The organism is Natronospirillum operosum (assembly GCF_004768465.1).
Lineage (GTDB): Bacteria > Pseudomonadota > Gammaproteobacteria > Pseudomonadales > Natronospirillaceae > Natronospirillum > Natronospirillum operosum.
Window position 1 is genome coordinate 935593 of the sequence record NZ_SRMF01000001.1, and the last position, 22640, is coordinate 958232.

19 protein-coding genes and 2 pseudogenes are annotated in these 22640 nt (G+C 58.7%); 13 read left to right on the top strand and 8 right to left on the bottom strand.

All coding sequences use genetic code 11. From position 1 onward, the window contains the following. Positions 1–21 precede the first annotated feature (21 nt). On the bottom strand, positions 22–339 hold the full coding sequence (locus tag E4656_RS20590) for a cold shock domain-containing protein (protein WP_135481505.1): 318 nt from the start codon (positions 337–339) through the stop codon (positions 22–24). A gap of 241 nt (positions 340–580) precedes the next feature. On the opposite strand from E4656_RS20590, the gene clpS reads away from it, so the two are divergent. Both clpS and clpA read left to right on the top strand, forming a co-directional pair. Beyond that, positions 581–925, top strand: a complete 345-nt coding sequence (gene clpS / locus E4656_RS04420; protein ID WP_135481506.1) for an ATP-dependent Clp protease adapter ClpS — start codon at positions 581–583, stop codon at positions 923–925. Between the two features lie 15 nt (positions 926–940). Next, a complete protein-coding gene (gene clpA, locus E4656_RS04425) occupies positions 941–3226 on the top strand; it encodes an ATP-dependent Clp protease ATP-binding subunit ClpA (protein WP_135481508.1) in 2286 nt (761 codons plus the stop codon). A 107-nt stretch (positions 3227–3333) separates the two neighbouring features. On the opposite strand, the gene infA is transcribed toward clpA, so the two are convergent. The 3 genes from infA to aat form a co-directional block, all read right to left on the bottom strand. Further along, on the bottom strand, positions 3334–3552 hold the full coding sequence (gene infA, locus E4656_RS04430) for a translation initiation factor IF-1 (protein WP_135481510.1): 219 nt from the start codon (positions 3550–3552) through the stop codon (positions 3334–3336). 98 nt (positions 3553–3650) lie between these two features. Then, positions 3651–4349: an arginyltransferase gene (locus tag E4656_RS04435; RefSeq protein ID WP_135481512.1), complete on the bottom strand. Its 699-nt coding sequence runs from the start codon at positions 4347–4349 to the stop codon at positions 3651–3653. Then, entirely contained in the window at positions 4321–5058 is a 738-nt protein-coding gene (gene aat / locus E4656_RS04440) for a leucyl/phenylalanyl-tRNA--protein transferase (protein WP_135481514.1), read from the bottom strand. The genes E4656_RS04435 and aat overlap by 29 nt, the downstream gene beginning before the upstream one ends. An 84-nt stretch (positions 5059–5142) precedes the next feature. On the opposite strand from aat, the pseudogene E4656_RS20720 reads away from it, so the two are divergent. From E4656_RS20720 to E4656_RS04470, 7 genes and pseudogenes are all read left to right on the top strand, one after another. Further along, positions 5143–5685, top strand: a pseudogene (locus E4656_RS20720) (DNA translocase FtsK 4TM domain-containing protein); the annotation flags it as partial. A 360-nt stretch (positions 5686–6045) separates the two neighbouring features. Beyond that, positions 6046–7545, top strand: a pseudogene (locus E4656_RS20725) (DNA translocase FtsK); the annotation flags it as partial. A gap of 19 nt (positions 7546–7564) precedes the next feature. Further along, positions 7565–8239, top strand: a complete 675-nt coding sequence (lolA, locus tag E4656_RS04450) for an outer membrane lipoprotein periplasmic chaperone LolA (RefSeq protein WP_167855928.1) — start codon at positions 7565–7567, stop codon at positions 8237–8239. Beyond that, positions 8236–9567, top strand: a complete 1332-nt coding sequence (locus tag E4656_RS04455) for a replication-associated recombination protein A (protein ID WP_135481519.1) — start codon at positions 8236–8238, stop codon at positions 9565–9567. Before lolA ends, E4656_RS04455 begins: the two co-directional genes overlap by 4 nt. A gap of 75 nt (positions 9568–9642) precedes the next feature. After that, positions 9643–10944 (top strand): serine--tRNA ligase, encoded by a 1302-nt coding sequence (gene serS / locus E4656_RS04460; RefSeq protein ID WP_135481521.1) that lies wholly within the window; start codon positions 9643–9645, stop codon positions 10942–10944. A 1-nt stretch (position 10945) separates the two neighbouring features. After that, positions 10946–12343: a siroheme synthase CysG gene (gene cysG / locus E4656_RS04465; protein ID WP_135481523.1), complete on the top strand. Its 1398-nt coding sequence runs from the start codon at positions 10946–10948 to the stop codon at positions 12341–12343. A 107-nt stretch (positions 12344–12450) separates the two neighbouring features. Further along, a complete protein-coding gene (locus E4656_RS04470; RefSeq protein WP_135481525.1) occupies positions 12451–13095 on the top strand; it encodes an MBL fold metallo-hydrolase in 645 nt (214 codons plus the stop codon). Between the two features lie 65 nt (positions 13096–13160). Here E4656_RS04470 and E4656_RS04475 read toward each other — a convergent pair whose 3' ends face one another. Continuing rightward, positions 13161–14942, bottom strand: coding sequence for a sigma-54-dependent Fis family transcriptional regulator (locus E4656_RS04475; protein WP_135481526.1), 1782 nt, complete (start codon positions 14940–14942; stop codon positions 13161–13163). 288 nt (positions 14943–15230) lie between these two features. Here E4656_RS04475 and E4656_RS04480 point away from each other — a divergent pair, with 288 nt between their 5' ends. Beyond that, positions 15231–16700, top strand: a complete 1470-nt coding sequence (locus E4656_RS04480) for a benzaldehyde dehydrogenase (RefSeq protein ID WP_135481528.1) — start codon at positions 15231–15233, stop codon at positions 16698–16700. 37 nt (positions 16701–16737) lie between these two features. Beyond that, positions 16738–17505, top strand: coding sequence for a coniferyl-alcohol dehydrogenase (locus E4656_RS04485; RefSeq protein ID WP_135481530.1), 768 nt, complete (start codon positions 16738–16740; stop codon positions 17503–17505). A 258-nt stretch (positions 17506–17763) separates the two neighbouring features. On the opposite strand, the gene E4656_RS04490 is transcribed toward E4656_RS04485, so the two are convergent. Both E4656_RS04490 and E4656_RS04495 read right to left on the bottom strand, forming a co-directional pair. Then, positions 17764–18726: a CPBP family intramembrane glutamic endopeptidase gene (locus E4656_RS04490; protein ID WP_135481532.1), complete on the bottom strand. Its 963-nt coding sequence runs from the start codon at positions 18724–18726 to the stop codon at positions 17764–17766. After that, positions 18726–19334 (bottom strand): TetR/AcrR family transcriptional regulator, encoded by a 609-nt coding sequence (locus tag E4656_RS04495; RefSeq protein WP_167855929.1) that lies wholly within the window; start codon positions 19332–19334, stop codon positions 18726–18728. Before E4656_RS04495 ends, E4656_RS04490 begins: the two co-directional genes overlap by 1 nt. Before the next feature lie 127 nt (positions 19335–19461). Between E4656_RS04495 and E4656_RS04500 the strand changes: the two genes are divergently transcribed. After that, a complete protein-coding gene (locus E4656_RS04500) occupies positions 19462–19854 on the top strand; it encodes a nuclear transport factor 2-like protein (protein ID WP_135481535.1) in 393 nt (130 codons plus the stop codon). A 12-nt stretch (positions 19855–19866) separates the two neighbouring features. On the opposite strand, the gene E4656_RS04505 is transcribed toward E4656_RS04500, so the two are convergent. Continuing rightward, positions 19867–20292 carry a VOC family protein gene (locus E4656_RS04505; protein WP_135481537.1) on the bottom strand — a complete coding sequence of 142 codons (426 nt, stop codon included), beginning with the start codon at positions 20290–20292 and terminating at the stop codon, positions 19867–19869. 270 nt (positions 20293–20562) lie between these two features. On the opposite strand from E4656_RS04505, the gene E4656_RS04510 reads away from it, so the two are divergent. Beyond that, positions 20563–22596, top strand: coding sequence for a methyl-accepting chemotaxis protein (locus tag E4656_RS04510; protein ID WP_135481539.1), 2034 nt, complete (start codon positions 20563–20565; stop codon positions 22594–22596). The last annotated feature ends 44 nt before the right edge of the window (positions 22597–22640 follow it).

A 22640-nucleotide genomic window follows, 5' to 3' on the forward strand; every position in this document is an offset into this window, starting at 1 on the left:
TTTGTAGCCTGCCTTGTGGTGTCAGCCGTTACCGGCACGCCGGGTAGTGACCTCCTGATGTTCAGGCTGTGATACAGGAGCTTCGTCCTGTGACTGTTCCATATCCAGCGCCACTCTTATGGCCTCCTCTTCGGAGTGGCAAGGGTGGATATTGACGGCATGAATGCCCTTGGCGGCTTGCAAGGTATCGAATGCCACCGGCTGACCGGCCTTGAGTGTCTTGTAACCGTCCATGACGATTGACGAGTAATGAACGAAGAGATCTTCATTACTGCCATCTGCCAGGATAAATCCGTACCCTTTGGCGTTGTTGAACCATTTGACTTTCCCTGCGGGCATAACATCACTCCTGTACAACTGATATGGTGTAAAATAGAGGCTGGACTGGATTTTCACTCCGTACTGGCAACGTGCCATCCGCGCTCAAATCTTGACCAACGCTTCCAATTTAGAAGTCGGGCCGGAAAAGAGTCAAGTTACTCTTTGTGAAATATGATCCAGGCCACACTTTTCAAAGTAAATAATCCCGAAGGTCGTTGATTTTCGGTCATGGACCCCTTAAATCTGAGTCAACAGTAACATGTCTTCAGACTGGAGAGACCGCATTTTGGCGAGTCGCGAGACCGACAGCCCGGTAATCAAGCCACGCACGGCTGACCCTCAGCTCAAGCAGCCGGACATGTACCGGGTGGTTTTGCTGAACGATGACTATACCCCCATGGAATTTGTGGTGGAAATTCTCACGCTTTTCTTCAATATGGACCGTGAGCAGGCGACCCAGGTGATGTTAGCGGTACATACCAGGGGCAAAGGCGTCTGTGGTGTCTATACTAAGGATATTGCTGAAACCAAGGCTGCGCAGGTCAATCAGTGTGCACGTGATCACGAGCATCCACTGTTATGTGAAGTCGAACCGTTGGACTAGCGAGCGAGGTGGCTTATGTTAAGCAAAGAACTCGAAAGTACGCTCAATCAGGCTTTTAAGGAAGCTCGTGACAAGCGGCATGAATTCATGACCGTTGAGCACCTGCTGCTGGCTCTGCTGGACAACGCTGCAGCAAACGAGGTCCTCAATGCCTGTGCTGTCGATGCGGATCGACTGCGGCGGGAACTGAGCGAATTCATTGATGCCACCACCCCCATCATTCCCGAACAGGATGATGACCGGGACACCCAGCCCACGCTGGGTTTCCAGCGCGTGCTGCAACGGGCGGTGTTTCATGTGCAGTCTTCGGGCAAGAGTGAAGTGTCCGGGGCCAACGTACTGGTGGCGATTTTCAGCGAACAGGAAAGTCAGGCCGTCTACCTGCTGCGGCAGCAGAATGTATCCCGCATCGATGTCGTCAACTTCATCGCGCATGGTATTTCCAAGGTGGAAGGTGGCAGTGCCGAAGATCAGGGTGCCGACCATTCGGACGCCGCTGCGGACGAACCGGTGGATGCCGAAACCGGCGAGGGCATCGAAGGCTTTGCCACCAATCTGAACGAACAGGCACGCGAGGGTCGCATTGACCCGCTGGTCGGCCGCGATCGTGAGGTGGAGCGGGTGGTGCAGATTCTGTCCCGGCGGCGCAAGAACAACCCGCTGCTGGTCGGTGAATCCGGCGTGGGCAAGACGGCCATCGTGGAAGGGCTGGCCAAGAAGATCTATGACGGTGAAGTGCCGGAGATCATCCAGGATGCCGAGGTCTTCTCTCTGGACCTGGGTTCACTGCTGGCCGGCACCAAGTATCGCGGTGACTTCGAGAAACGCCTGAAGGCGCTGCTGGCACAGCTGAAGAAGCGGCCGAAGGCGATCCTGTTCATCGACGAGATTCATACCATCATCGGCGCCGGTGCGGCATCCGGTGGGGTCATGGACGCCTCCAATCTGCTCAAGCCCATGCTCAGCAGTGGCGAGTTGCGCTGCATCGGCTCCACGACCTTCCAGGAGTTCCGCGGCATCTTCGAGAAAGACAGCGCGCTGACGCGTCGGTTCCAGAAGATCGATGTGATCGAGCCGAACGAGGATGACACCTATCAGATTCTGAAAGGTCTGAAGTCCAAGTTCGAGCAGCACCACGACATTCGTTACACCGACAAGGCCCTGCGTACTGCGGTCAAGCTGAGTGCCCGTTACATCAATGATCGGCACATGCCGGACAAGGCCATCGATGTGATCGACGAAGCCGGTGCAGCCCAGCGGCTGCGCCCGGTGAGCCGGCGCAAGAAGGTGATCAGCGTGGGTGATATCGAGGAAATCGTGGCCGTCATTGCGCGCATTCCACCCAAGTCGGTATCGCGTAATGACAAGGAACTGCTGCAGAATCTGGAGCGCAACCTGAAGATGACCGTATTCGGTCAGGATGAGGCCATCGACACACTCAGCAGTGCCATCAAGATGGCACGGGCCGGGCTGCAGGAAGGCAACAAGCCGATCGGCTCCTTCCTGTTTGCCGGTCCGACCGGGGTCGGCAAGACGGAAGTGACCCGTCAGCTTGCCGAAGCGCTGGGTGTGGAGCTGATTCGCTTCGACATGTCCGAGTACATGGAGCGACACACGGTATCACGCCTGATCGGCGCGCCTCCGGGTTATGTCGGCTATGATCAGGGCGGATTGCTGACCGATGCCGTTACCAAGACGCCGCATGCAGTGCTGCTGCTGGATGAGATCGAGAAAGCGCATCCGGAAGTGTTCAATATCCTGCTGCAGATCATGGATCATGGCACCCTGACGGACAACAACGGGCGCAAGGCTGACTTCCGCAATGTCATTCTGGTCATGACCAGCAATGCCGGGGCGGAAGACATGGGACGCCGTTCCATGGGCTTCACCAAGCAGGATCATGCCACCGACGGTCTGGAAGCCATCCGGCGCATGTTTACACCGGAGTTCCGCAACCGTATTGATGCCATCATCCAGTTCAAGGCGCTGCCGGTGGAAGTCATTCTGAATGTGGTCGACAAGTTTCTGGTCGAGCTGCAGGCGCAACTGGATGACAAGAAGGTACACCTGGCGGTCAGCGATGATGCCCGGACCTGGCTGGCCGAGCATGGCTATGATCAGGCCATGGGTGCACGCCCTATGGCGCGCCTGATTCAGGATGAGATCAAGAAGAAACTGGCCGATGCGCTGCTGTTCGGAGTGTTGAGCTCCGGCGGCGAAGTGGAGGTATCAGTGAAGGATGATCGGCTGCACTTCATGTTCAAGGAGTCCAAGACCGGCAAGGTACTGGAAGAAGCCTGAACCGAAAGCGAGCGGTAGAAAAAAGAGAAGGGCTGTCCGGGAGGGCGGCCCTTTTTTTGTCCGCGCAGCGGCGGCGGGGCCCTCCCGGTCTGGCAGGAACGCAGCGTCTACTTGGAGCGGTAGACGATGCGGCCCTTGGTCAGATCATAGGGCGTAAGCTCGACCTTGACCTTATCGCCGGTCAGAATCCGGATGTAGTTCTTGCGCATCTTGCCGGAAATATGAGCGGTAATGACATGGTCGTTTTCCAGCTTCACGCGGAACATGGTATTGGGAAGGGTATCGAGAATCTCGCCTTCCATTTCAATGACGTCTTCTTTCGCCATAATAGAGTATTGCTAACCTCGGGTTGGAACTGTGGCGCGGAATTCTGCCTCAATTCCCGCTAAAGTGCAAAGATTATCCAGCCCAGGCAGCAGCTCTTTCAGCCCTGCCGGATCAGTCGCTGCCAGTGCTCGTTGCGATAGACTTCGGCCGGCGCAAAATCGGCCTTGTAGTTCATGTTCGGCACGCTGTCGATCCAGTAGCCGAGGTAGAGATAGGGCAGATCAAGTTCCTGGCAGATCTCGATCTGACGCAGAATGGCCAAGGTGCCTGGCGAAAGATCGGCGAAATCAGGGTCAAAGAAGGTATAGACCGCGCTCAGAGAGGTGGTGAAGCGATCTACCACTGCCACCAGCACCAGATAGTCACCATCCCAGGCCTCCAGCAGGAAACCGTACTGGGTTTGCTGCAGCAGGAAACGATAGAAGTCTTCCTGGTTGGGCGGGTACATGTCGCCTGCGCCATGGCGCTGCTCGATATAGCACGCATAGAGTGTCCAATACCGCTCTTCGTAGTGCACAGGCACAGCCTGCCAGCGCAGGTGCGTGGCCCGTTTCAGTACCCGTCGATGCCGGCGCCGCGGCTGGAACTCCTGCACCACCACCCGCAGCGACTGGCACTTGCGGCAGGCACGGCAATCCGGCCGGTAAAAATGCCCACCGCTGCGGCGAAAGCCGATCAGGTTGAGCTTTTCATAGAGTTCAGGCGGCACTGCAACAGCCGGGTCCACAAACACAGTGGAGGCCTCCCGGTCGCCCAGGTAGCTGCAATCATGCGGCGATGTCTTGAAGAAACGCATGCAGATCGAACTCCCAGCCTGCAGGGGGTAAGTTGACAACGGGCTCATTAACCCAGGTGTCCAGTTTCTGCTCGAAAGCCTGTCGCAGCAGCAGGGTAGCTCCCATGCGCATCAGATGCGGGCTCTCGACCTGGGCATCCAGCAACTGCCAGCGGCCCTGGCGACAGAGCCAGTCAACGGCCGCCAGCGCAATGCGTGAGCCATTGGTGCGGGCAGAGAACATGGACTCTCCAAAGAGTACTCGCCCAAGCGTGACACCGTAAAGCCCGCCCGCCAGTTCGTCACCGTACCAGACCGCAATGGCGGTGGCGGCACCCTGTGCATGCAGTTCCCTGTAGGCGGCCTGCATGCCCTCGGTGATCCAGGTACCCGGCTGCCCGGGGCGTTCAATACGGGCACAGGCCATCAGCACCTGCTCAAAGTCCCGATGCAGCGTAATACGCAGATCACTGCGCTGGCGGATGAAGCGCCGCAGGCGACGCGACACATGCACCTGGCCCGGCAGGAACACACATCTGGGCGTCGGCGACCACCAGAGCATGGGCTCCTGCTCACCGAACCACGGAAAGATGCCATGGCTGTAGGCCAGCGTCAGCCAGTCGGGCGTCAGGTCACCGCCTACTGCCAGCAGTCCATTGGGTTCCGGCAGGGCCAGATGGGTGGGCGGGAAAGCAGGAGGCGCTTCCGGATCGAGCCAATACAACGCCATCTTATGTTAGGCCTGTGAAGTCCATGGTGATATAGTAACTGCTTCTGAGAAATTCCCATAACCTGTTGATTTAACGGCCATTGAATGACATTCAACGCCCGCAAGGAATACCAGTCTGTACGCCGTCGCCTGCTCAATGAAGGGGTTGCGATCGTGCTCGCTGTGGTCTCACTGCTGAGTGGCATGGCACTGTATTCCTTCAGTCCCGCAGACCCTGGCTGGGCCTCCAGCGGCCGCGGCCAGATCGAAAACTGGGCCGGTTATGCCGGCGCCTGGTTTTCGTCATTGCTGTTGTCTCTGCTCGGCTGGCTGGCCTGGCTGGTTCCACTGCTGTTTGCCGGCATGACCTGGACCGTGATCCGCCTGCGCCGCTCAACCGAACTCTGGTTCTGGCCGCTGCTGGCCCTGCGGGGCGTCGGGCTGATGCTGTTTGCCATCGGTTCCTGCGTGCTGCTGACCCTGCATTTTTCGTCCACACTCTCGTTCAGTGCTGGCGGTTATCTGGGCATAGCGGTCAGCGAATGGCTGTACCGATACCTGGGTCTGGTGGCCACTTCCATGGTGGCCCTGGCCCTGTGTCTGATTGGTCTGACACTGGCCACGCGGCTGTCCTGGCTGCGGCTGTTCGAATGGACCGGGGAACAGGTTCTGCGCCTGTGGCAGCGCGTGCGCGCCGGCCGGCCTGAGCGCCAGGCCCGCAGCTCGGCAGCGCGGGCCGAGGCCATGGCACGGCGGGACAACCTGGAAGCCTATATCGAAGACCCGGCTGACCAGGCGGCCAGATCGGGTCGCAAGCCCGCCTACACCCTGCGCCAGAAACGTCGTGCCAGCTCTGAAGAGGCACCGGCGAAGGCAACTGCTGCCGCCCGCCCGGCTGACCAGAAGACGGTCAGAATCGAACCCCTGAAGTCGGAACAGAGCGCTGCAGCACAGGCTGCCGAAGACAAGGCGCTGCGGCAGCCGGCCACGAACAAGGCACTGCTGGCCACCATGCCGAGCCTGTCGTTGCTGAATCCGCCGCCGCATCAGCCCGAGGCCGGTTATTCCGAAACCAAGCTGACCGAGATGTCACGGCTGCTGGAAACCCGTCTCAAGGACTTTGGCGTGACCGCTGAAGTGGTGGCGGTGTGCCCCGGCCCGGTCATTACCCGCTTCGAAATCCAGCCGGCGGCCGGCGTCAAAGTCAGCAAGATTTCCAACCTGGCCAAGGATCTGGCGCGTTCACTGGCCATGGTCAGTGTACGGGTGGTGGAGATCATTCCCGGCAAGTCCGTGGTCGGCATCGAGATACCGAATGAAAACCGGGCCATTGTCAGCCTGCAGGAAGTACTGGCTTCGAGTCAGTTCGATGATGCCCGCTCGCCGCTGACGCTGGCCCTGGGGCACGATATTTCCGGCACCCCGGTGGTGGCCAACCTGACGCGCATGCCACACCTGCTGGTAGCCGGCACCACGGGGTCGGGTAAGTCCGTGGGCGTCAACGCCATGCTGCTGAGTATCCTGCTCAAGGCCAGTCCGGAGGAGGTCAGACTGATTCTGATCGACCCCAAGATGCTCGAACTGTCGGTCTATGATGGTATTCCGCATCTGCTGACACCGGTCATTACCGACATGAAGGATGCCGCCAACGGCCTGCGCTGGTGTGTGGCGGAAATGGAACGACGCTACAAGCTGATGTCCAAGATGGGCGTGCGCAACCTGGCCGGTTTCAACCGCAAGGTGCGCGATGCAGCGGCTGCCGGCCAGCCCCTGCGGGACCCGCTGTGGAATCCGGAACTGAGCATGGACAGCGAAGCGCCGGTGCTCGAGCCACTGCCGTTTATTGTTGTGGTAATCGACGAATTTGCCGACATGATGATGATTGTCGGCAAGAAGGTGGAAGAGCTTATCGCCCGCATCGCGCAGAAGGCGCGCGCGGCCGGCATCCACCTGATTCTGGCCACGCAGCGTCCGTCTGTGGACGTCATTACCGGCCTGATCAAGGCCAATGTGCCGACGCGTATTGCGTTCCAGGTATCGTCCAAGGTCGACTCGCGCACCATTCTGGATCAGGGCGGCGCCGAACAGCTGCTGGGCCATGGTGACATGCTCTACATGCCACCGGGCACCAGCCTGCCCATGCGCGTGCACGGAGCCTTTGTGGATGACGATGAGGTACACCGCGTGGTGGCCGAGTGGCAGAAACGCGGCGAGCCCGAATATATTGAAGAGATTACGGCTGGCGAACAGGAGAACAGCGGCATGCTGACCGGCCTGATGGAAGAGGGCAGTGGAGATGATTCCGAATCGGACCCGCTGTTCGATGAGGCAGTCGCCTGTGTCACCGAATCCCGCAAGGCTTCGATTTCGTCAGTGCAGCGAAAATTGCGTATCGGATATAACCGCGCCGCCCGTTTAATAGATGGCATGGAGGCGGCTGGTATAGTGTCGTCACCCAGTCACAATGGCAGCCGGGAAGTACTGGCACCGCCGCCACCCGATCGCTAGAGTCACTACAGGAGTTACTATGTTTTGCCGACGCAGAAAGCTGCTGCGGACACCCGCTGTTGCACTGGTGACAGCCCTGATGCTGGTCCCGATGATGGGCGCCCAGGCCGAAGAAGACACCACCGAGCCGGGTCTGGAGTCATTGATGGACCGACTCAGCGACCTGGAAACCCTGCGCGGCGAGTTCCGGCAGAACACGCTGGACGGGTCCGAGCGCCGCATCCAGAGTCAGCGCGGCGAGTTTCAGCTGGCCCGTCCCGATCGCCTCTACTGGTATACCGAGCCGCCCTACGAGCAGGCCATCTATGTCGATGATGACATCATCTGGAACTATGATATTGATCTGGAGCAGGCGACCCGGCAGCCCGTCACGGACCAGTGGGAGCAGTCACCGGCGCTGATCCTGACTGGCTCGCGCGAGCAGATCGACCAGCGCTACGAGGTCGAGCAGACCTCCGAACGGGGCGATTATGCAACCTACACGCTGACGCCCCGCGTCGGCGACGGAACGGTCGAGTCGCTGTCCATCTCTTTCGATGGTCTGGTCCCGGCCAGCATCCGTCTGGTCGACAGTTTCAACCAGACCACTGTGGTCAATTTCGAGGGTCTGGAGCGCAACGTCAGCCTGGATGAAAGCCGCTTCCGCTTTGAGCCGCCTGATGGCGTGGATGTGCTAGAACAGATGGGGTCATGACAGACGATCTTTTCAACGCGAACAAGCCCTATCAGCCACTGGCGGAGCGAATGCGCCCGGCCCGGCTGGAAGACTACCTGGGGCAGAGCCACCTGCTGGGGCCGGATGGCCCCATCAGCCAGCAACTGGCGCACCACACCCTGCACTCGATGATTCTCTGGGGGCCGCCCGGGGTCGGCAAGACGACCCTGGCGCGCCTGCTGACCAAGGCCGTCGATGCCGACTTCATGCAGATTTCCGCCGTCATGTCGGGCGTCAAGGATATTCGGGAAATCATCGATCGCGCGCGCATGGCCCAGCAGCGGGGCCGTATCACTGTATTGTTTGTCGATGAAGTCCACCGCTTCAACAAGTCACAGCAGGATGCCTTTCTGCCGCATGTGGAAGCCGGCACGGTCATCTTTATCGGTGCCACCACCGAGAACCCTTCTTTCGAGCTGAACCGGGCCCTGTTGTCCCGAGCCACCGTCTATCGTCTGCAGCCCTTTAGTGAAGACGAGCTGACTGCCGTGCTCGAAAGAGCTTTAAAAGAAGATGTGCAACTGGCCGGCCGGGCCGAACGCTTTGATGCCAATGCCCTGCAGCTGATTGCCCGCGCGGCGATGGGAGATGCCCGGCGCGCGCTGAATGCGCTGGAGTCGGTCTGTGCCCAGGTCAATGATGATGACTCGGTCATTGATGCAGAGCGGCTGGCAGACCTGCTCGGCGAACAGATCAAGGGCTTCGACAAGGGCGGCGATGTGTTCTACGAGCAGATCTCGGCCCTGCACAAGTCGGTTCGGGGCAGTGACCCCGATGCGGCCCTGTACTGGCTCTGTCGCATGCTGGAAGGCGGCGTCGATCCGCTCTATGTGGCTCGTCGCGTGGTACGCATGGCCTCCGAGGATATCGGCAATGCCGATCCCCGCGCCCTGCAGTTGGCCATCAACGCCTGGGATGTACAGACCCGGCTCGGCTCGCCGGAAGGGGAACTGACCATTGCCCAGGCCGTTATCTACATGGCCTGTGCGCCCAAGTCCAACGCGGTCTACAGTGCCTACAACGCGATGCGCAAGACCGTCGCCGACACGCCGGATCACGAAGTGCCCATGCATCTGCGCAACGCCCCGACCGGCCTGATGAAGGATATGGGCATGGGCGAGGACTACCGCTATGCCCACGACGAACCCGAAGCCTTTGCCGCCGGGGAAAGCTATCTGCCCGAAGCGCTGAAGGATCTGCGTCACTATTCGCCCGTGGACCGTGGTCTGGAAAGCAAAATTCGGGCAAAATTGGACCATCTCGCGGCGCTGAACCGTCAATCCGATCGCCAACGCTATTCGGACTGACAGCCACAGGGTCAAGACACGGCATCCGAGATTCAGAACCGACTTACTCCACCTGTTCCAAAAGGATTGATCACAATGCTTGATATCAAGGCCCTGCGCCAGGATCCCGAAGCCATTGCCACGCAGCTCCGTCGCAAGGGTTACACGCTGGATGTGTCCGCGTTTCAGGATCTGGAATCCCGACGCAAGTCGCTGCAGGTGGCCACCGAAGAGAGTCAGGCAGAAAAGAAAAAGCTGTCCAAAAGCATCGGGCAACTGATTCAGCAGGGCACCCCGGTGGAAGAGGCCAAGGCGCAGGTCGCGCGCGAAGTGGCCGGTCTGGATTCGCAGCAGGAAGAACTCGAGCAGACGCTGAAAACCGTGCAGGCCGAGTTGAACGACCTGCTGCTGGACATGCCCAACCTGCCGCACGAATCGGTACCCGAGGGCACCAGTGAAGACGACAATGTCGAGGTGGCACGCTGGGGCGAACCGACGAATCTGGATTTCGAACCCCAGGACCACGTGGACATCGGGGAGCGCCTGGGCGGCCTGGATTTTGATCAGGCCAGCAAGCTGACCGGCAGTCGTTTCGTCGTCATGCGCAACCAGATGGCCCGCCTGCACCGGGCCCTGACGCAGTTCATGCTCGACACGCACACGCTGCAGCATGGCTATGAGGAGGTCTATACCCCCTTCATGGTCAATGCCGACACATTGTATGGCAGTGGTCAGTTGCCCAAGTTCGAAGAGGACCTGTTCAAGATTCCCTTTGGCAACAGTCACTACTATCTGATTCCGACCAGCGAGGTCACGCTGGCCAACCTGGCGCGCAACGAGATTCTGGATCTGCCAGCCGACGGCCAACTGCGCCTGACCGCCCATACGCCCTGTTTCCGCAGCGAAGCAGGTTCCTACGGCAAGGATACCCGGGGCATGATTCGGCAGCACCAGTTCGAAAAGGTGGAAATGGTGCAGATTGTGCGCCCGGACCGCTCCTGGGATGCGCTGGAAGAGATGACCGGGCATGCCGAAGCCATTCTGCAGGCGCTGGAATTGCCGTATCGCAAGCTTGCCCTCTGCGGCGGCGACATGACCTTTGGCGCCGCCAAGACCTATGACCTGGAAGTCTGGCTGCCGGCGCAGGGCACCTACCGGGAAATCTCCAGCTGTTCCAACATGACGGATTTCCAGGCGCGGCGCATGATGGCGCGCTGGCGGAACCCGGACACCGGCAAGCCGGAACTGCTGCATACGCTGAACGGCTCCGGCCTGGCCGTGGGTCGTACCCTGGTGGCCGTGCTGGAGAACTATCAGCAGGCCGATGGCAGTGTGATCATACCGACCGTTCTGCGCGCCTACATGGGTGGCCTGGAGCGGCTGCAGCCGGCGGCCTGACATGGATTTCCTGCCCCTGTTTCATCAGGTCGGAGATCAGTCTGCACTGATCGTGGGCGGCGGTCCGGTGGCCGCGCGCAAGGCCCAGTTGCTGCTCGAAGCCGGAGCCAGTGTGACTCTGCTCGCCCCCGAACTGGCAGCGGCCAGTCAGATCCTGGTTGATGAGGCCAGGGTGCTCTGGATTAATGCTGTCTACGAGGCCAGGCACCTGCAGCAGATGGATCTGATCGTGGCGGCTACCAACGATCAGCAGGTCAATCATCAGGTGGCGGCGGATGCGCGGCAACTGCGTCTGCCGGTCAATGTGGTCAATGACCCGACGGCCGGCACCTTCATCTTCCCGGCCGTTATCGACCGTTCGCCTGTGGTGGCTGCCGTCAGCAGCAGTGGGGCAGCGCCGGTACTGACACGCCTGATGCGCGGGCGTATCGAGAGCCTGCTGCCAGCCAGCATGGGCCTGCTTGCCCAGTTGGTGGGGCAGTACCGCAAACAGGTGCAGGAGACTCTGTCCGGCAGTACTGCTCGGCGCCGCTTCTGGGAGCGGGTGCTGAACGGCGTGATTGCCGACAGGGCCATGACCGGACAGAAAGAGGCCGCCGGCCGGTTGCTGGAAGAAGAACTGCAGCATTTCCGGCAGGGCGATCACGGGCGCGGAGAAGTCTATCTGGTCGGTGCCGGGCCGGGTGACCCGGACCTGCTGACCTTCAAGGCCCTGCGCCTGATGCAGCAGGCCGATGTGGTGCTGCATGACCGCTTGGTCAGCCCGGAGATCCTGGCCCTGGTGCGCCGTGATGCCGAGTTGATCTATGTCGGCAAGCGACGCAGTGAGCACGCCGTACCGCAGGAAGGCATCAACGAACTGCTGATTCGCCATGCCCGCGCCGGCAAACGGGTCTGCCGGCTGAAGGGCGGTGACCCCTTCATCTTCGGCCGCGGTGGCGAAGAAATCGAACAGCTCGCTGCCGCCGGCATCGAGTTCCAGGTGGTGCCCGGCATCACGGCCGCTTCGGGCTGTGCTGCCTACAGCGGCATCCCGCTAACGCACCGGGACTACTCGCAATCGGTGCGTTTCGTGACCGCCCACCTGAAAAACAACACCAGTGACCTGAAATGGGACGAACTGGTCACCGCCGGCCAGACTCTGGTGTTCTACATGGGGCTGGTGGCGCTGCCGGAAATAGCCCGCCAGCTGTGTGCCCACGGCTGCTCACCGGACATGCCAGTGGCGCTGATAGAGCAGGGCACCACACCCCAGCACCGTGTCTTCACCGCCACGCTGAGCACCATCTGCGACCTGGTCGACCAGCATGATGTTCAGGCGCCGACGCTGATTATCGTGGGCGAAGTGGTCAAACTGCATCACAAGCTGAACTGGTTCAAACCGGCTGTCGAGGGCTGATGGCCGCTGATGGCTTGTTTTACATGAATTCACAATACAACCTGTTGACTTAAAGTTAACTTCAACATCTAGGCTGCATCTGAAATCACGACAGAGAGGAGACTGTCATGCGACAGATACAGCCCGATGTATGGGAAACCGATACCGAAGCGCCATTCCCCGGCCTGACCACTCACGCTTACCTGCTGACCCGAGAGCAGGGCAATGTGCTGTTCTACAATACGCGCCATAAAGCCGATATTGATCAGATGGCGGAGCTGGGCGGTGTGGACCATCAGTTGCTCAGTCATGAAGACGAAGTGGGGGAGGGCATGAACCATCTGGCGCAGCGCCATGGCACCCAACTCTGGGGCCACGTCGCCGAACAGGCGGCCTTTGCCAGGGTACGCACCCCCGACCATACCTTTGACCAGCGCCAGACTGTGCTGGGCAATATCGAGCTGATCCCCACCCCCGGCCACAGCCCGGGCAGCACCTGCTTTCTGGTGGAATCTCCGCTGGGGCAGCGCTACCTGTTCACAGGGGATACGCTGTTCATCAATCGCCAGAACCGGTGGACCGCAGGCTTTATCGCCAGTGTTCATACGGAGGAGAACCGGACTCTGCTGGCCGACAGCCTGCGCTTGCTGCGCACCCTGGAGCCGGATGTGGTCTTCGGCAGTGCCTTTACCGGTGATCACGGTTTCGAGGTCATGACCGGAGACCGCTGGCCAGAAGCCGTTGATCAGGCACTGGAACGCCTGCTTCGATAACCACGGGGTCGAAGTCGACCTGAAAACCCCCGCCATGGACGGCGATCAGCTTGGCAATATTGGCATCATGGCGGACTGTCAGACAGGCCGTGCTTTTTCATGCGGTACGCCAGTTGCGGCCGGGTCAGGCCAAGGCGCCGTGCCGCCTTTGACAGGTTGCCGCGGGTACTTTGAACGGCATTCTGTATCAGTTGTTGTTCCAACTCATCCAGACTCAATTCAGCATCGCCGTTCTGAAACGCCTCCAGATGCGCAGACAGAGTGTTGTCCGATAGCCCAGTCGATTGATTGTTTGTGCTCAAGCCCCCGGATCTGTTCAACGAATAGATCATGCTGTCCGGAATCTTTTCATTGCGAAACAGATGGGGCAGGTCGAGGGGCTCGTTGTCTTCTGAAGCAATCACGCCTCGTTCGATGATATTTTGCAGCTCTCTGATATTGCCGGGGAAGTCGTAGTTGAGCAGGGCCATGGAGGCTCTCTGCGTAATGCCGTTCGGATGGCGATCATGCTGCGTACAGAACAGATTGAAGAAGTGACTGATCAACAGGGGAATGTCACTGCGTCGCTCGCGCAACGGCGGAATAGTGATTGGAAAGACGTTCAGACGGTAGAACAGGTCTTCGCGGAACCGTCCTTCGGCGACCGCCTGGCGCAGGTCGATATTGGTGGCCGCCACGATACGAACATCCAGTTTTATCGGGTGTGTGCCACCAACACGTTCAATCTCGGATTCCTGCAGGGCGCGCAGCAGCTTGCTTTGGCCTGCCAGATCAAGCTCGCTGATTTCATCCAGAAACAGTGTGCCACCGTGTGCACGTTCAAAGCGTCCGGGTCGGCTTGCACTGGCCCCGGTAAAGGCCCCTTTTTCCACACCGAACAGCTCTGCTTCCAGCAGGTTGTCCGGAATGGCGGCACAATTGAAGGCCACAAACGGCCCGGAACTGATCGGGCTGGTGGCATGCAGGCGCGAAGCAAAAAGCTCCTTGCCCACGCCGGATTCACCAATGAACAGCACGGTGGCCATGGTACCGGCCACCTTGTTCAAGGCGTGATTGGCGGCCGTAAAGGCGGCGGAACCACCGATCATTTGCCGGCTGTTGGTTGGCTCAAGTGATACCAGTGGCGCGGCGGACTCGCTTCGGCGCGGTACATTCGCCTCGCCGGTCGAGATGTTGATGTACTTCAGGTCTTCTTCGGGGTCGGGCCACATCTCAGCAGATTTCCCGATAACCCGGCACAGGGAATGCCCCATGGACCGGCACTCCACCTCGCGAAAAATCACCATGGAGCCTATCAGGCCGCTGACATAGCCCATGGCATAACCCAACTCCATCCAGCATGCGGGGTGCACACCGACCCCGTAGCTGGCCAGATGTTCGTCATCTTCGCTGCTGTGGTACCAGAGAAACTCGCCATCGTAGAGGCCCTTTTCGGAATCGAATTCGAAACGTACGGTTTCCACCTGTACGGCACCTTCCAGCGCATGAAGCTTGGTGCCCGCAAAGAAGATGGACTCATGGTCGGCCGAGGGCCACTGAGTCCTGACCAGGTGGGCATCGCGGGCACCTGACACATAACCAGTGCGGGTCAGCAGGCCACGGGTTTTCTCCAGCCCGATCATGTCGATGAGCTCACGCCTCATGGAGCCAAAGGAACTGGCATGCACGAGCAGCATTCGCTGGTCGGTCAGCCAGATACGGCCATCTCCAGGAGAGAACTGCAGGCATTCGCTGAGCTCGTCCAGCGTGGGTGAACTTTGGTTGTTCAGGTGATCGGAATGGCCCCTGAACGGCTGGCCGCCGGCTTCCCGGACGATTTCAGCAAGAGAGATTCGGGATGATGTCATTGCTGTGGCTCTGTTTTTGTAATTCGCGGGTTTTGTATTTCTTATATGGTCATCTCTATATTGGGCCGACTTGATCATATCGTCAAATCCGACCCAGGCCACCCCTTCACGCCGCCCCGGCGGCCCGGCCGAGACCGCAAATTATTTTCTTTCTACTCAATGACTTAAGGCAGATTTCAGACCTTTTCAGATAGCTTCCTGCCAGTGGGCACACCTCTTGCGATGGCGATGCTGTGGTTAACCACGATCTCTTACAACTCTCTACAACAACAAGACAGGAGATTTAGCATGTCCGTCTTTACTGAAACACATGAATACAAATGGCAGAACAACATATTTACCGGCGAGTGGGTATCTGCTTCCGGGGGTGGGCGCAATGAGGTGCTGGAACCCGCCACTGAACAGGTGCTGACGACCACCGGCCTGGCCAGTGGTAACGACGTTCAACTGGCCTGTGCCAGGGCAGCCGAGACCCAACAGGACTGGGTCAAACACACACCACGCGAAAGATCAGCCATTTTCCTCAAAGCGGCCCGCTTTCTGGAAGACAATGCCGAAGAGCTCGCGCTGCTCATCGCACGCGAAACGGGCGGCATCATTCCCAAGGGCCAGCATGAGGTGAAGGAAGCCGCGTTCATCCTGCAACTGGCATCGTCCATCGCGGTAGAGGCCGATGGCCATACCCTGGCCTCGACGCCAGACCGTCAGTCCTACGCGAAACGGTTACCGCTGGGAGTGGTCGGGGTGATCTCGCCGTTCAACTTCCCGCTGATTCTGTCAACTCGCGCTGTTGTGCCGGCACTGGCAATGGGCAATGCCGTGGTGTCCAAGCCAGACACTCAAACACCCTTGTCAGGCGGCATGTTGTTGGCGCTGGCACTGGAAGAAGCGGGTTTGCCGCAGGGTGTTTACCAGGTACTGCCTGGGGGCGCAGATGCAGGCGAGGCGCTGTGCACAGCACCTGAAGTGGCCATGGTGGCCTTTACCGGCTCAACCGACACCGGCCGCAAGGTGGGTGAGCTGTGTGGTCGCAACCTGAAGAAGGTGTCACTGGAACTCGGCGGCAAGAGCCCGCTGATTATTCTGGCAGATGCCGACCTGGACGTAGCGGCCAGCAACATCGCCTGGGGTGCCTATTTTCACCAGGGCCAGATTTGCATGGCCTCCGGCCGGGTACTGGTGCATGAGAGTATCGCCGACGAACTGGCGCAGAAACTGGTCGAGAAAGCCAGGCACCTGCCCGTCGGTGACCCTGTCAGCGGTCAGGTCGCCCTGGGGCCATTGATCAACCGTCGCCAGGTGGAGCGGGTTCATGCCATTGTTCATGACTCCGTCAAAGCCGGTGCGGTGCTGCAGGCTGGCGGTGAATATAAAGGGTTGTTTTACCAGCCTACCGTGCTCTCGGGTGTGAAGCCGGGCATGCGTGCCTATGAGGAAGAGGTGTTTGGGCCGGTGATCAACCTGACCACGTTCAAAACCGACGACGAGGCGGTCAGGGTCGCCAACGACACCGAATACGGTCTTGCCGGTGCCGTCATCTCGGCCGATCTCGCGCGCGCGCAAGCCATCGGTGCGCAACTGAAAGTGGGCATGCTGCACATCAATGACCAGACCATAAACGACGAGTGCACCAACCCCTTTGGTGGTTGCGGGCAGTCCGGCAACGGTCATGCGGTAGGCAGCATTTCCGACTGGGATACCTATACGCACTGGCAGTGGGTGACGGTCAAGCAGGCAGCGACACCATACCCGTTCTGATCAAGCCACAAGACAATGCAAAAGTGAGCAAAATACTATGAACCTGACCAACAAGACTCTGCTCGTTACGGGTGTATCTTCCGGTATCGGTGCCGATGTGGCCCGCCTGGCACGGGCGCAGGGCGCCCAAGTGATCGGCATGGATCGCAACGAGCCAAATGTGTCCATGCATCAATTCATTGCAGTGGATCTGGGCGATACCGAGGCCATTGATGCAGCTGTGGCGCAGGTCCCCGGAAAGATAGATGCACTGTGCAATATCGCAGGTGTTCCGGGTACTGCGCCTGTCGAACTCGTGGCTCGTGTCAACTATCTGGGTTTGCGTCATCTGAGTAAAGCCATACTGCCCAAAATGAACGAAAGGGCTGCAGTGGTCAATGTCGCCTCTATCCTGGGGATAGAGTGGCCGGAACGACTTGAGGCTCACAAGGCCCTGGCCTCCACCGGCAGCTTTGCGGAAGGCCAATCCTGGCTGTCCGATCATCCTGTCCGGCAGGACATCTGCTATCAGTATTTCAAGGAAGCGTTGATCGTCTGGACGTTGCAGGAGGCTTTCCCATGGTTCAGGGACCACAATGTGCGCATGAACTCGGTTGCCCCCGGCCCGGTCTTCACGCCCATTCTGGGTGATTTCGTGAGCATGCTGGGCGAGGAAAGGGTGCAGAAAGATGCCGCACGAATGAAGCGCCCTGCGTATTCGGATGAAGTGGCAGAAGTGATCGCCTTTCTCTGTTCGGACCAGGCCCGCTGGGTGTGTGGGGCCAACATTCCCGTCGATGGCGGACTTGCTTCAACCTATCTGTAACAGACACTGAACAGTGTTTATGGCGCTCTGGCTGCTGTTGTTTTCCTGCCAGGGCCAGGGCGCCTGTACCGGGTTGATCAACGAAGTTCACTAAATCATCAAAGTATTCCTGCCCTTTGTCCTGAAGTTTATCTAATGATAAGCCGGATGCAGTGCCTGCCATCCTCGCCAGCCGACGATAAAAAATATTTCACTAGGGCAGGGAGTGATTGCATCGGCTCGCGGCCCATACCCTTTGCGGCAGGTCAAACGTGCCGGCTAGTACAGAGACAGGGCCAGCAGGATGCCCAGTTCGGGCGCGCAGTGACCCAGAAAGGCTGGCCACAGACTGCCCGTCAGCGCCCGAATCCAGCCCAGTACCAGGCCCATGACAAAAGACTGGGCCAGCCAGGCCATATCGAGCGTGATGCCCAGCCCGCTGCCAGTACCGGTCAGCAGGCTGGATTCGGTATCAATCGCTACCCCGTGTGCCAGGCCGAACAGCCAGGCGGTAATGATCACGCCCCAGCCCATGCGGGCGCCGAACAGTGTCCAGTTGGGTCGGAATACGCGGTCCAGCACGGCCAGCAACAGGCCGCGAAACAGTATCTCTTCGGCCAGGTTGGGGTGACTGATGTCAAACAGCAGGCGCTCCAGGGTCAGGTCCGTCCGCGCCAGTTCAACCGGATCGCCAAACATGCCCTGACGCGTGATCAAAAACCCAATCGCTCCCCACAGCACGATATTGATGGCCGCCGCAGACCCTGTCCCGGGATAGATACGCCACTGCCAGCCCAGTTCCCGCCGCAGGGGCCCGGGTAACAGTACAATCAGCGTCAGCAGCCACAGCATATCCAGTGTCTTGCCCTGCCAGTTCCAGTCCAGATACTGAAACGGCCCGACTCTCGGCAGCATCAGTGCCACCATGGTAATGGACAGCAGGGTGCCGACCAGCATCAGCGCCAGGGCTATATCAGTCAGTTCAGGCGCTGCCTGGGCCCATGAGGCTTGTTTTCCGATTCGAGCCGACCACAGTGGCAGCAGGAACAGAGGCACGGACAGCAACAGCATGATCAATACCGTCACCAGGCCCACCGGTGCAGTCTGCCAGATGGCGCTCAGAGTCGTCAGCGGCGCCACAAACACCAGAACAACAGCCGCCAGAAGAATCAGAGGTACCGCAGGTACCGTCCAGGGCAGGGCGCGCAGGTCGCTGAAGACAGACTTGCGAAGAAGCCGCATCAGCGCGCTCCCGCAGGAGAGACAGCCTGCAGACCATGGTCGAACAGCGCCACTATTTCGTCGCCATAGGCCAGCAGGTTCAGATTGGGATTCCAGGCCCAGTCTGTCAGTGCCGCTTCTATGGCCTTGGATACCGTCAGGGCCATGATCCGACAGTCGAAGGGGCGAAACTCGCCTGTGGCCTGACCCTCGGCCAGTATCTGCTCCAGCAGGCCCAGTTCGTCCTGCGTGGCCGCACTGATGTAATCTGCCCCGGCACCGTCTCCGCCATGGTTGTATGCCAGCTGACCGATGGCCAGCAGGGCAGAGCGGTGCTCGGCCATGTAGCGAATCTGCAAGGTAATGTAGGTGCTCAGACGTTCCCTCGGGGAGCCGGCAGTCTTGATATGGGGCATGATATAGAGGCCGGCATCCTCGACCACCTGCCGGAATACCTCAGCAAAGAGCTCGTCTTTGCTTTTGAAGTGATAGGTGATGACACCCTTGGAGATCCCCGCATGGGTCGCAATGCGAGCCAGCGAAGTGCGGGCATAGCCTTCCTCGGCAAGCACCTCGATGGCGGCGTTGACGATCTGGGTACGACGGGTCTGTTCAATAAAACTGAGCACTAGGCGAGATTCCACTTTAAACAATTTGTCCAATCGGTTTAAAATTAAACCGAGCGGACAGATGTGTCAATACTGACCAATGATGTATGGTTAGACTGATGACGTATCAAAGGAGAAGAGCGGCATTATGAAGATCAGCTATCCGGAAGCCTGTGGCAACTCGCCGCGAAAATGTTTTCTGATTGAACTGCATCGCGCCTATGCGGAAGGCAATTTCGAATTGCTGGTGGAAAGCGCCCATGCCGACATTGTCTGGTGCCTGGCTGGCCAGTGGCAGGTCGAGGGCAGGGCAGACTACGAGGCGGCCCTGCGTAAAAGGCGGGCTGAACCCGTGGATGAACTGATCATCGAGCACGTGATCACCCATGGGCGGGAAGCGGCAGTGTCCGGGCGCTATCGAATGGCCGACGACTGGTACTGCTTTGCCGATATCTATGTGTTTACCAGCACCACCAGCAGTACCCTGAAATCGGTGCAGAGCCTGGTGACGGCCGATACCGCAACGACCGCCGCCCAGTGAGCGCAAAAACCACTAGCTGGCAAACAGCTGCGCCGGGTCCTTGAAGGCCTTGAACTCCAGCGCATTGCCGCAGGGGTCCAGCAGGAACATGGTGGCTTGTTCACCGACTTCGCCCTTGAAACGTACATAGGGTTCGATGACAAATTCGGTCCTGAAACTGCGCAGACGCTCGGCCAGGTCTTCCCACTGTGACCAGGTCAGGATCACGCCGAAGTGGGGCACGGGTACATCATGGCCGTCAACCGGGTTGGTATGTGCCTGTTCCTGCGCTGGCGTTCTGGGATGTTCGTGTATCACCAACTGATGGCCATAGAAGTTGAAGTCCACCCACTGGTCGCTGGAACGGCCTTCCTCCAGACCAAACACTTCACTGTAGAACTGTCGGGCCTGGGCAAGATCATGAACGGGTATGGCCAGATGAAACGGCTGCAGACTCATGGCGAACCTCCTGTGGGAGAGCAGAATGAAGAACAAAGATCAGTATAAGCGACTCAGATCACTGAAAAAACACGCCATCCAATTAGTTGAGCATATTCTGAATTTCTGCAGTTCCTGTACTAATCTGATAAAGCGCAGACCTGCTTTTTCGGTAACAGGATTACGCAAAGGCTGACAGTCCCTGATTGTCTGCCGCCCCGCAAATGGATACTGCAAGGCTCTTCTGTGCAGAAAAATAATAAATATAACCAGCAAAGGGGAGTATGTATCATGATGGCATTGCTGAAGCCGGGGGTGGTTCTGTTGAATCGTCTTCGGTACCCACAGAAATTTCTTCTGATATCGCTTGTTATTCTGCTGCCACTACTTGGTGTTGGATTTGCCCTTCAGTCGGAAATGGCAGACCGTGTGGAATTTATCAGTCAGGAACGACAAGGGGTGTCTGATATGGAACTTCTGGCGAATCCGTTACGTCTGATGCAGCAGCACAGAGGACTTTCCGCTGCCGTGATTGGCGGTGACGAAAGCGCAAGGCCAACGCTCGAGAGCATCGGTCGTGAGGCGGAAGGGGCATTGAGCCAGCTCAATGTACTGGTAGCCCAGTCACAGGGGGCTGATGGCAACATCCAGCGCCGGATCGAAAGGCTCCAGGCAGACTGGCATGCTTTGATGGGTCAGTCCACAAGCCTGTCCGGTGGCGAGAGCTTTGCTCGGCACACTGCGTTGATAGACGACCTTTTCGACATTGTCCGTATTGTTGCTGAACGGTCCAATCTGATCATGGACTCCATGCTGACGACACACTATATGATTGACCTCGTCATAAATCAGCTGCCCCGGCTCACCGAGTCCATGGGTCAGGCTCGAGGCCTGAGCGGCGGTGTGGCCGCAGCAGGAGAGCATTCTGATCGATCGTGGCTGGAGATTGGCATCCGGCAGAGCCAGGTCCAGAATCAGCTCACGGCTTTTGACTACAATATCACGCGCATCTTTGAGAGCCAGCCCGAGCTGGAGGATCGCCTGGGACCGCTTGCGGACAGGGCACATCAAAGTATTACCCGTTTCAATGATCTGCTGGTGCAGGAATTCTCCGACCCGGATCACGTTCAGGTTTCGGCCGGCGAAATCATGGCTGAAAGCACGACGGCCATTGATCAGGTTTTTGAGATCTTCGGTCAAATCGTGCCCATACTTGATGATATTCTGGCCCAACGTCAGGCGCATGCAGCCATGGTCCGCAATATGACAATAGGTACCATGGGCATTGTATTGTTGATTATCACCTACCTGTTTTCCGCATTCTATCGGGGCGTTCTGGGCAGTATTGAATATTTCCAGGAGGCAACGGTCAAACTGGCCGACGGAGATCTGACGGCCCGCATACAAATCAACAGCAGGGATGAACTCGGTGATGTCGGCCATGCGCTCAACAGAATGGTGGAAGGTTTTGAACGAGTAGTGAAGCATGTAATGCTGTCCACCGAGCAAGTGGCGCAGGCATCTGAAGAACTGTCGACCGTTACCGAACAGACCACCAGTGGCGTGGCCCGCCAGCGTTCAGAGACTGAGCAGGTGGCCTCGGCCATGAGCGAGCTCGTGTCAACGGTGCGCGAGGTTGCCAACAATACCAGTCAGGCCGCTGAGGCGGCGACGGGAGCCAACAGCGAGGCGAGAGAAGGGCAGGCAGAACTGGAGAAAATGATTGCCCTTATTTCTGCCCTTGCCGATGCCCTTGAGAATGCGGGTACCGTTATCAGTGAACTCCAGGAGTGCAGTGACGAGATCGGCAACGTCCTGGGGGTGATCAGTGATATTGCTGATCAGACCAACCTGCTGGCACTGAATGCAGCCATCGAGGCTGCCCGAGCCGGAGAGTCCGGCCGCGGATTTGCTGTAGTGGCAGATGAGGTACGTTCTCTGGCAGGACGAACTCAGAACTCGACAGAAGAAATTCAGGACACCATCGAAAGACTGCAGCAAGGTGCGGGCAAGGCCGTGTCGGCGATCGAACACAGCCGCACCCAGAGTACAGAAAGTGTCGCAATGGCCGGATCAACCGGGCGTTCCCTGGAATCGATTCTGCGCCAGGTGACCGCTATCAGCGAGATGAATGTACAGGTGGCCACCGCCACCGAACAGCAGTCGAGTGTTGCGGAAGAAATAAATCGGAATGTGACCAGCATTTCCGAGGTGGCTGAAGAAGCCGCCACTGCATCAGCACAAACGGCAGCATCGAGTGAGAACCTGTCGCGACTGGCGCAGGAGCTTCTTGAGTCGGTCTCTCATTTCAAGGTTGCCTCCTAGAAGAAGAGCATACCGACTGATCTTGCGGAGTAGTAACTGGCAAA

Coding starts and splice junctions, on each gene's coding strand:
- E4656_RS20590 (WP_135481505.1), bottom strand. CDS start 339: ATGCCCGCAGGGAAAGTCAAATGGTTCAACAACGCCAAAGGGTACGGA.
- clpS (WP_135481506.1), top strand. CDS start 581: ATGTCTTCAGACTGGAGAGACCGCATTTTGGCGAGTCGCGAGACCGAC.
- clpA (WP_135481508.1), top strand. CDS start 941: ATGTTAAGCAAAGAACTCGAAAGTACGCTCAATCAGGCTTTTAAGGAA.
- infA (WP_135481510.1), bottom strand. CDS start 3,552: ATGGCGAAAGAAGACGTCATTGAAATGGAAGGCGAGATTCTCGATACC.
- E4656_RS04435 (WP_135481512.1), bottom strand. CDS start 4,349: ATGCGTTTCTTCAAGACATCGCCGCATGATTGCAGCTACCTGGGCGAC.
- aat (WP_135481514.1), bottom strand. CDS start 5,058: ATGGCGTTGTATTGGCTCGATCCGGAAGCGCCTCCTGCTTTCCCGCCC.
- lolA (WP_167855928.1), top strand. CDS start 7,565: ATGTTTTGCCGACGCAGAAAGCTGCTGCGGACACCCGCTGTTGCACTG.
- E4656_RS04455 (WP_135481519.1), top strand. CDS start 8,236: ATGACAGACGATCTTTTCAACGCGAACAAGCCCTATCAGCCACTGGCG.
- serS (WP_135481521.1), top strand. CDS start 9,643: ATGCTTGATATCAAGGCCCTGCGCCAGGATCCCGAAGCCATTGCCACG.
- cysG (WP_135481523.1), top strand. CDS start 10,946: ATGGATTTCCTGCCCCTGTTTCATCAGGTCGGAGATCAGTCTGCACTG.
- E4656_RS04470 (WP_135481525.1), top strand. CDS start 12,451: ATGCGACAGATACAGCCCGATGTATGGGAAACCGATACCGAAGCGCCA.
- E4656_RS04475 (WP_135481526.1), bottom strand. CDS start 14,942: ATGACATCATCCCGAATCTCTCTTGCTGAAATCGTCCGGGAAGCCGGC.
- E4656_RS04480 (WP_135481528.1), top strand. CDS start 15,231: ATGTCCGTCTTTACTGAAACACATGAATACAAATGGCAGAACAACATA.
- E4656_RS04485 (WP_135481530.1), top strand. CDS start 16,738: ATGAACCTGACCAACAAGACTCTGCTCGTTACGGGTGTATCTTCCGGT.
- E4656_RS04490 (WP_135481532.1), bottom strand. CDS start 18,726: ATGCGGCTTCTTCGCAAGTCTGTCTTCAGCGACCTGCGCGCCCTGCCC.
- E4656_RS04500 (WP_135481535.1), top strand. CDS start 19,462: ATGAAGATCAGCTATCCGGAAGCCTGTGGCAACTCGCCGCGAAAATGT.
- E4656_RS04505 (WP_135481537.1), bottom strand. CDS start 20,292: ATGAGTCTGCAGCCGTTTCATCTGGCCATACCCGTTCATGATCTTGCC.
- E4656_RS04510 (WP_135481539.1), top strand. CDS start 20,563: ATGATGGCATTGCTGAAGCCGGGGGTGGTTCTGTTGAATCGTCTTCGG.